We start from the raw sequence: 8,613 nt of genomic DNA, 5'->3' as shown, positions 1-8,613 counted from the left end.
GTCATCGAGAAATTCGTCTAATTTTTCATCCACTTTCTTGCGTGTTTCAAAATAATCCATTGTCAGTTTATCACGCTCTTTTTCAAGCTTTTTAACTTGGCGTTGCGCGGTAACTTTTTCTGCTAATATTTTCAGAGACCTCGCTTGTTTCTTTTCTTCTTTGATTTCTTTTTCTAGCTGCTTAATTTTTAGATTTAACGCTTCTTTGGAATCTTCTGCCCAGCGCTCTAGCTTTTCGTGCTCTTCATTAAAATATCGCTCATTGAGGCGCTGCGCCTCTTCAAAGCATGATTGGGTAAGCGTTTGCTCTATTTGGGAAATTTGCTCTATCAGGAAAGGCTCAATATGAACATTACCGTTGCATGTTGCAGGGATTAGCATAAGCCGCTCACATTGTTTTTGATCAAGGTTTGAGCCATCATCAGCGATCACGCTAAAGACTAATTTCTCTGCATTATCAAGAGAATCAAACTTTAATTTCGAAAGCCTCAACCAGCCAGATTTTCCGCGTATTTGTTCTAAATCAGCCAAATTCATACCATAGTGCTCATAGTGGAATGTCAGCTCAGCTGCAAGAGGCTTGTTTTCACGTGTTTGCTCAATGAGTGGCGCTATGGGATCATGCTCGACCTTTAAAAACTGGCCATCTTCCTGTGCGGCTTGCTTCCAATGATAATAATAATGTTGGCCCTTATGAATGAATTTATCGGCAAAGTGCTCGGCTTGTGGGAGCATGATTTGACAAAAAGTTCTGATTTTGCGACCACGCTCGTCTAAAGCCCCTTTTATCTGCTCTTTACGAGATTTTAAGCGCGCGACCACTTCTTCATCAAAATGCTCAAGCAGTTTTTTACGCGTATCTTGCGCTTTTTGCGTCAAATGGGCATCAAGCTCTTGTTGAAGTTTTTCAAACTCTGCTTCAATTTCATCTGCATGGCGGCATTTTTGATAAATTGCCAAAATCGACTCTCGATAGAGATATCTGACTCGACCGCCCCTAAAATTTCATCGCTGGCCCCAAAAACGCCTTCAAAGAGCTTAAATTTTTGATCAAGCAGGTTAAAAACAAGCTGGTCGGCTTTATTCGATTTATTGAGAAAATTAACAACCACAACATCGCACTTTTGCCCATAGCGATGCACGCGGCCAATCCGTTGTTCAATCCGTTGCGGATTCCACGGTAGGTCATAATTAATAAGCAGTGAGCAAAATTGCAGATTGACGCCCTCGCTGCCAGATTCTGTTGAAATGAGAATGGGGGCTTGATCTTTAAACGCCTCTACAATCGCCGCTTTCATGTCAGCTGTTTTAGAACCGGATATTTTGCTGCCGCCAGCGTGTTTTTGGCACCAGTCCTGATAAATTTTAACCGTTTCAGGCTCTGCATTGGTGCCATTGAGTAAAACAATTTGGCCTTTATATCCATTTTGTTCCAAAAGTGTTTTTAAATATTTTTGCGTACGACAAGACTCTGTGAAAATAACCGCCTTACGCTTTCCTCCAAGCGCCTGTACTTGTTCAAACGCTTTTTCCAAAACGGTTAGTAGAGCTTCTCCCTTGGCATTTTTTTCGATATTTCCGGCAATGATACGAAAGCCTTTGAGCTCTTCAATTTCTGCGGCCAGCGGCGTGAGATTGGGCGTTAGTGGCGTTATTTCATCGCTAGAGTCGGGGAAAAGCTCTATAACGTTTAAATTTTCGTCACCATAGCTCTCTTCATTTTGGCTGCTTTGAATGTCAACGTTTGAAAAGGATTCAAAAAGTTCTACGACATTTTCATAATCGTCAAGGCTATTGGCATCTATCTGCGCTTTTGTCTCAAGTCTTTTGATTATTTTCTCAAGCGTACCACTGATGGCAAAGGATGAAGAGGCAAGGATTTTGCGGATAACAAGGGTTGTTAGGTGGGCGCTTTTGGGGCGTATGGCAAATAAATCCTCTCGCTGCAAAAAGGCAGATAATTTGTCGTAAAGCTCTTTTTCAGCGTCAAATGGATAGAACTCTTGGACGAGAGAATGCCGCTTGGTAAAATTAATGTCACCATCTAATTGCACTTGGCGCCTTAAGGTCCTGTGACAGATTTTAGAAAGGCGATACTGTAGGTCTTCAAGATTTTGCGCAGTAAGGTGAGCGCCAACGTAGTTCATTTTAAAGACATGAACATTGCCGAAGAAATGTGGATCGATAACAGAAATCAAACCATAGAGCTCAAGGAGTGAATTTTGCAAGGGTGTTGCCGACAGCAGAATTTTCTTGCGGCCTTCTAAGGCCTCTTGCAGAGTTTTGGCTATTTTTGCACCCTCGTCCTTCCAGATATTACGCAATTTATGCGCCTCATCAAAAATAACCAAATCCCACTGGACACTTTTAAGATCACTAGCTTTACTCGAAGCAAATTCATAAGAACAAATAACCACACGCTCATCTTGGTTAAATGGATTAGCGATGCCTTCTTTTTTATCAGCCTTATAAGAGACGCTTTCTAGCACATAAGAGGGAAGATTAAATTTTTCCAAAAGTTCTTGAGACCACTGGCTTCTAAGCATGGCTGGAACGATAAGAAGGATTTTGCGTCGTCTTTCAGCCCATTTTTGAGCGATAACTAAGCTTGCTTCGATGGTTTTGCCTAAACCGACTTCATCCGCTAATAACACGCCGTGCGATAAGGGTGAACTTAGCGCAAACAAAGCCGCTTCTACCTGATGAGGGTTCATGTCAACTTTTGCTGAGGCTAGAGATTTTGAAATATTATCTTCTGCAGAGCCTACAATCGTTAAAGCATGAGCTAAGTAAGTTGCTTGATGCTCGGTGTAGCTCTCTCTCTTGGCTGGCTCGTGCTCTTTTTCTTGCTTCATTTTGCTCCCATGATTTGTTGTTTTGGCATTGATTGTTTTTATCTATTGACAGATAGCCGGCCTTAAAGAGAATCCTTTGCCTCATTCACCAATGCTATTCATAGGATATTTGCGTTAAAATGTTAAGGGTCTAAAGCTTTGTGCACGGGATACATCGCACAACAATATATTATAGTTTATATAACGAAAAAGATTTTTATATAGCGTTATGTATTAGGATTAAAATATTTTACTTTTGGGTACAAGGAACCTATTTTAAATTAAAACTGTATATTAAAATATAGACCTGACCTCTTTGAAAACTTAGATAGCCTCAGTAACAAAGAGGTCTCTATTAAAAAATAAAGCAAACCTTACTGCCGAAAATTGACAACGGCTTGTAATTTATAAAGCGAGTAAAAGTTAATCGTTTCCTTTTGAATCCTCTATTCAGGCTTGAGTATCCAATTTATACCTAACTGATTTAGTGCATACGGGATAGGCATGCCTACCATATTCGCCTCTTTGTTAAGAGAGTTTATGATAAATACATGGTAAGAAATATACTTAACGGATTCAATTATTTTTTCCAAATTTTCCTGCAATTCTTTGAGTTTTTCTATATCATAAGGCGTCGCGTCTAACTCTAGGTTAACATTATTACCTGGTGTAGATTTTTCAGATTGTGTACCCTTTGTCGGGATTTGAGCGTTTTTTTGTCTTCGTTAAAAAATGCTATGCAGACCTTGCCGTCTTTTTTTGAAGGCGGTACCCATTTTCCGTGGGCAAAAACTATTGCGCAAGTGTATATAAGGCTCTAGATAATTTAATAGAGTTTCCATAGCATTGTTAAGATCTACTCTAGGATTTTCAAGTCGGCTGTCTTGATAAGTTTTATAAACCATTTGTAGTTTTTTTACTAATTTAGAAAAACTTTCTGTTATATTAGCAGCAAAGTTACGTGTAAAATTTTCATCTTTGTCTTTTTTATTAATCTCTGCGCTGCTTAGAGCATAAGCGTTTAACAAAGAAACATTGTACGCTATTACATACTCAAGAGAAGCAAATAGCATTACACATTTCCCAAAACTCATTAAAAAATCACCATCAAGAAGATCCCTGTAGGTCTTTTCAAGATCATGATAATCAATCAAGATCATGATAATCAATGAACATGTGCGTTGTAGTGCGACCGTCGTCTTCGTACTTAGTACCAAATACGTCTGGATGCATTTTCTCAAAATCTGCCATCGTATCCTCTAATTGTTTTCTTTTTTATCCATTTTTCTCCTAAAATTTAATATTAGCCTATACTTCTGCAGCGACCCTCAGCATATTTTTTGACTTAATCGGTGCATATAAGCGGTAAAATTATGTATAATGATTGTCAACTATAGAATAGATGAGCTATAATATAATAATCTTATACTTGAAATATGCATATACAGTAATTCCTATGCAAAGATCTAGCGATGCCTTTTAAAGTACCGTACTTGCTTGTTGATGATAGATTTTACTACAAGGCATAGGAATTTCGATTATCGAGGCCTGTTGCAACATAAATTCGGTTTCCTATAGTCTTTCAATTTGTTAGTTATCTTGCTATCAAAATAAAAATAGAGAATTTAAGCTCAAAGGGGCTCAATACACCGCCATACCAACGCGTTTGGCCTTTTCGCTGGCGTGATGAAGTGACTCCAAGTCAAGATCAATGCCGGTCAATTACACCGCATCATGGCCGCTATAATCCAGATCCAATAAATCATCCATCACGCCGCACGGGATTGAAGCCAGGGTCCTCGCCTGCGGAAGCAGCTCAGCCAGCAAGGTCTGATAACGGTGGTAACGCTCGCGCGCCCGGCACAGTAACGAGCGATTCAGAAGCCAGTCTTCCAAAACATGTTCGGCAGGTTTTCCGACGGGATGTTGGAAAATATAAGACGTCCAGTAGCCATTGAGGCCGCGGTTATGCAGAAGGAAACGACCGAGCTCAAACTCCGTCAATTGATCGACCAGTTCAAGATTTCTCTCTAATGGAAGAATAAGCGAATTGCTATTTCGTAAACGCGCTTTTATTTCATCAGCTAACATTTTTGTTTCTGTCGAATAGGCCAATTTAGAATGCGTTTTATGCGAGGAGAAATTTCCCACACTCATCTCCATCATTAAATTATCCAACCAATATTTTCGAATCCCTGACGCACTATTGGCGAATTCAGGATGCCCGTTCGTTCCAAAGCTGTTAGCACATTCTTAACGATGGGGACGTCAGGCGTCACTTCAAAACCGCGATAAACCTTATTGATTGACTCCCGGCTTGCTTCATGATCGTGAGTAATCTTTGATAACAGCTCAATGTTAAACTGTTTCTCTGACTCAACATTCAAATACATCTTTACGAAATCAGCGATCTGCGCACCGATCATCGCTTGGTCATTTTCATCCAACCTCGCCCAGATATAGCCAAGTAATTCCAGAAAGAAACCATAGTGTCTGGACTCATCATTCATGTGGTCTTTAACGTAGTATTTAATTGATGGATGAACGCCGTCACTATTAAAGAACTCCACCAGTTCTCTCACCAGAGTCGTTTCAAAAATACAAACCGCAATGATCTCAAAAATGTCATGACAGCGCTCAGGTAAACGTTTCATCACCTCTGTAACGGCTATGTGAGCATCAGGGTCTGGATAGCTTAACGTACCGAGATCAGCATCATACTCCCTAAGCTGATTGATCATATGCCTGGCAATATAAACATGGTAAAACTCATCAATGATTACGGTATAGGCATTCAATTTAATCTGTTCATCGAATTTGACAGAGAGATCGCCATAAACAATCTTATAGCATGCTGAGTTAATAAGCTTAATCTCAATATTAACGATATCATTGAGATATTTAAACAGTGACTGCGTAAGTATTTTCGACTTTCTATCGCTGTCGATGCTGCTCATCAGGTCAGCCAAAAATATCGGTTGATTCTCTTCAGGAAAAAACGCGCCAGAAATAGTAAAGTCGATAAGTTTACCGGGGCGAGTTCTTATTGACGCGCGCTGTTCTCATTTATCAGTATAAGCGGCAGACAAACCACCCTTCGAAACCATAGTTTCACTTTGCATAGATAATCTCCAGGTAAAAAAATAGATAAAATTTAAAAGATTCGTACTGAAGCGGACAAATATAAATATTCATGCGGGGAGTTACGTAAAAACTATCATTTTATTCTTCAATTTTGCTTGGGTACGCCACAATACTTAATATAGCCAACACCACGACGACCCCTATCACACTCGCCATCACATAGCTCATTTCCTCAGTCCGCCCAATAAAGACGTAACTGGAGATCCCTGTGATAGCCACAACCAGCAGCGAGCGAATACTCATGATATAGGAGGCTGCCACACCGTAGATTTCCGGGTAGACGTTCATGGAACGTGCGAACAGCGTCGGATAGCAGATAGAAAAACCGAAGCAAAATAGGCTCATCAGCAAAGTGATCGCCCACGGCGTTGTCGCTGCCAGCAGAGAAAAAATGCTGATGATGGCTAATGCCATGCCGATTTTCTCAGCTCGCTGATCGCCACCAAACGCGGCGATAATACGGGCGGAAAAGAGGCTGGGTATTGAAAAAGACGCCACGATAATAAAAAGGTGAACGACAAATGCCGACAGCGGAAACGCAAAGGTTTCACGGTAAAGAAAAGCGCTGGAAGCGATGAATACCATATAAGCAGCAAAGAAAAGTGAAGGAATCAACGATAATCGCATGAATTGGAAACTCGCTGTCAGCCGGGCATAACTTCCCACAATGGCTTTGAGATCGAATGGCGTTTTTTCTTTCTTCGTTTCCGGCAGGAACAACAGCTCTAGCAGTACCGCCGCTGCAGTAATCACCGCGACAACCGCATAGTTTCCTCGCCACCCCCAATGTTCATTAATCCAACCACCGATGATCGGTGCTAACGACATGAAAATCGATATACAGGCGTTAACCAGGCCGATCATGCTGTACATAGCTGCCCCTCGATAACGGTCTGCGATGATTGCATAAGCGACTACCACCGGCGTGCAAGCGCCCAACCCCTGAATAAAACGGAACAACATCAAGAGATCAATTGAAGTGGTATAGGTACATCCCAAGGCACCCAATAGCATGATAGCCCCGCCGATCAACATGGTTTTGCGTCGGCCAATCGATTCTGAGAGTGGCCCGTAAATCAGCGCCCCAAACACAAATCCCAAGAAGTTATAGGTAATCGTACGCTGAATATGCCCTTCAGAGACACCGAAACTGGCGGCCATATCCGGAAAGCTGGGAACGGACATATCTACTTCAATACATCCTGCTAATAAGGAAATTACAAGGATAAAGGGCAGGGGCAGCCGCTCTCGTGTCAACATATTCATCCTCCCATAGAACATCGATCCGAACGTTAACAACTATAAGGAAAATACAATCATATGTAAATATCCATAATAAATAACAAATACTAAATGATCTTTGTGAGCTCTGCCGCATAGCAGCGGCAGGTTACCGGAACGTAGATTGGGTTAATATACAACGATAATTCATCCCGCCTGCCCCCGCTTACTGCAAAACCTTGTGACAAACTACATTGCCTAGGTGGTGGGTGGTCGTCTTTTGACGAAGAAGCCCGTCGTCGCTGGACTCAAATTTTTTCTTATAGCCATGGGCACCTTGCACAGAAGCAATCGCGACATACCCTGTGCCGCAATCTTGGCGGCAGCATCAGCATGGAATCGGCACTCTGAATCGCCCGACTATCGCCGCTTTCTATGCTCAGAATGCCGCCGCTGGTGATATCGGCTAGCTGGCAGCGTCGCCCCTCATATGGTAAAGCCGTTAGCGAATTGTTTGCCATAGAGGTGGTCAAGCGCTAAGCACTCGCCACGGTCATGCCATCGATAATGCCGAGACTACACTTGACAATGTTTTATTTAAGGCTGAGCTTTGGGATAGGATTAGGGACAGCCGGCGAATGAGCGGCAACCTTTGATTATTCACCGCATGCTGAAAGATAATTTTGAGGGCTTTATAAATAGTTCAAAATACGCCAAGCTCGCCAAAATGCTCAAACGATACGGCGTTACGTGATATTTTGCAATTGAAGGGACGAGGGATTTTGATTCAAAACCCAGGCGGTGGGCGTAGCACCAGCTATAGGTTATTATGCCGCGCATAGCCGTTTCCAATGAAGGCAAAGACCTATTAACCCTTTTTGAAGTACTGTACCGATTTGGTTTGTCAAAAACGCACTGCTATGCAAAGGAAACTCAATTGTCACCGTTTAATGCAATAGAAAATTCTTTATCGTTGTTTTTAAAGGTTTTTTTTAGCCGATTAGAACCAGCAGTATAGCAAATTTGGTGCTTTTGGGGGTCAATACACCGCCACAGCGCTTTTATAGTGCTATAAATTATTGATTCTATATGTCTTTTTTTAAGGTGCGGGATAAATAAATAAAGGTTCGGGAATAGAATTTTCCAATGTATCTCTCCAGAGCACTTCCCTTTTTCCCAACTTTCTCCAACAATTTTTTAAATTCTGCCGAATCCTGTTGTGAAAAATTCTCTAAAGTTTTAACAAACATGCCCATAACTTCACGCCCAAATGAATCAGAAGGTTTAATTGTAAAATTCTTACGACAAATATCAGCCTCTTTTCTTAAGAGAGAAGTCATATCTCGATCTAAGTCATAAAGCTCTATGATCTTGTCTTCCATTCCTACTAGAATGGATTTCTTGTCAATCTCAA

Annotated in this window: 7 protein-coding genes; all 7 read right to left on the bottom strand. The window is 41.3% G+C overall.

The window, feature by feature from the left end; genetic code table 11:
• Positions 1-879 (bottom strand): hypothetical protein (locus BN338_RS11995; protein ID WP_198003658.1); only part of this gene is annotated, 879 nt, incomplete at its 3' end.
• The gene (locus BN338_RS01670) at positions 876-2,855 is read right to left on the bottom strand and encodes an SNF2-related protein (RefSeq protein WP_051018469.1); all 1,980 of its coding nucleotides are present in this window, start codon (positions 2,853-2,855) and stop codon (positions 876-878) included. The genes BN338_RS11995 and BN338_RS01670, both read right to left, overlap by 4 nt.
• A 704-nt stretch (positions 2,856-3,559) precedes the next feature.
• The gene (locus tag BN338_RS01665) at positions 3,560-3,994 is read right to left on the bottom strand and encodes a hypothetical protein (protein ID WP_039758423.1); all 435 of its coding nucleotides are present in this window, start codon (positions 3,992-3,994) and stop codon (positions 3,560-3,562) included.
• Between the two features lie 562 nt (positions 3,995-4,556).
• A complete protein-coding gene (locus BN338_RS01660; protein ID WP_210160957.1) occupies positions 4,557-4,991 on the bottom strand; it encodes a hypothetical protein in 435 nt (144 codons plus the stop codon).
• Positions 4,992-4,999: 8 nt separating this feature from the next.
• Positions 5,000-5,845: a diiron oxygenase gene (locus BN338_RS01655; RefSeq protein ID WP_280109515.1), complete on the bottom strand. Its 846-nt coding sequence runs from the start codon at positions 5,843-5,845 to the stop codon at positions 5,000-5,002.
• Between the two features lie 211 nt (positions 5,846-6,056).
• Positions 6,057-7,238, bottom strand: coding sequence for an MFS transporter (locus BN338_RS01650; protein ID WP_051018467.1), 1,182 nt, complete (start codon positions 7,236-7,238; stop codon positions 6,057-6,059).
• Between the two features lie 1,046 nt (positions 7,239-8,284).
• Positions 8,285-8,613: hypothetical protein (locus tag BN338_RS01645; protein WP_244427587.1), on the bottom strand; the 329-nt coding region annotated here is incomplete at its 5' end.

Source organism: Bartonella queenslandensis AUST/NH15 (assembly GCF_000312585.1).
Taxonomy (GTDB): Bacteria; Pseudomonadota; Alphaproteobacteria; order Rhizobiales; family Rhizobiaceae; genus Bartonella; species Bartonella queenslandensis_A.
This window is presented reverse-complemented; position numbering and strand designations above follow the sequence as displayed.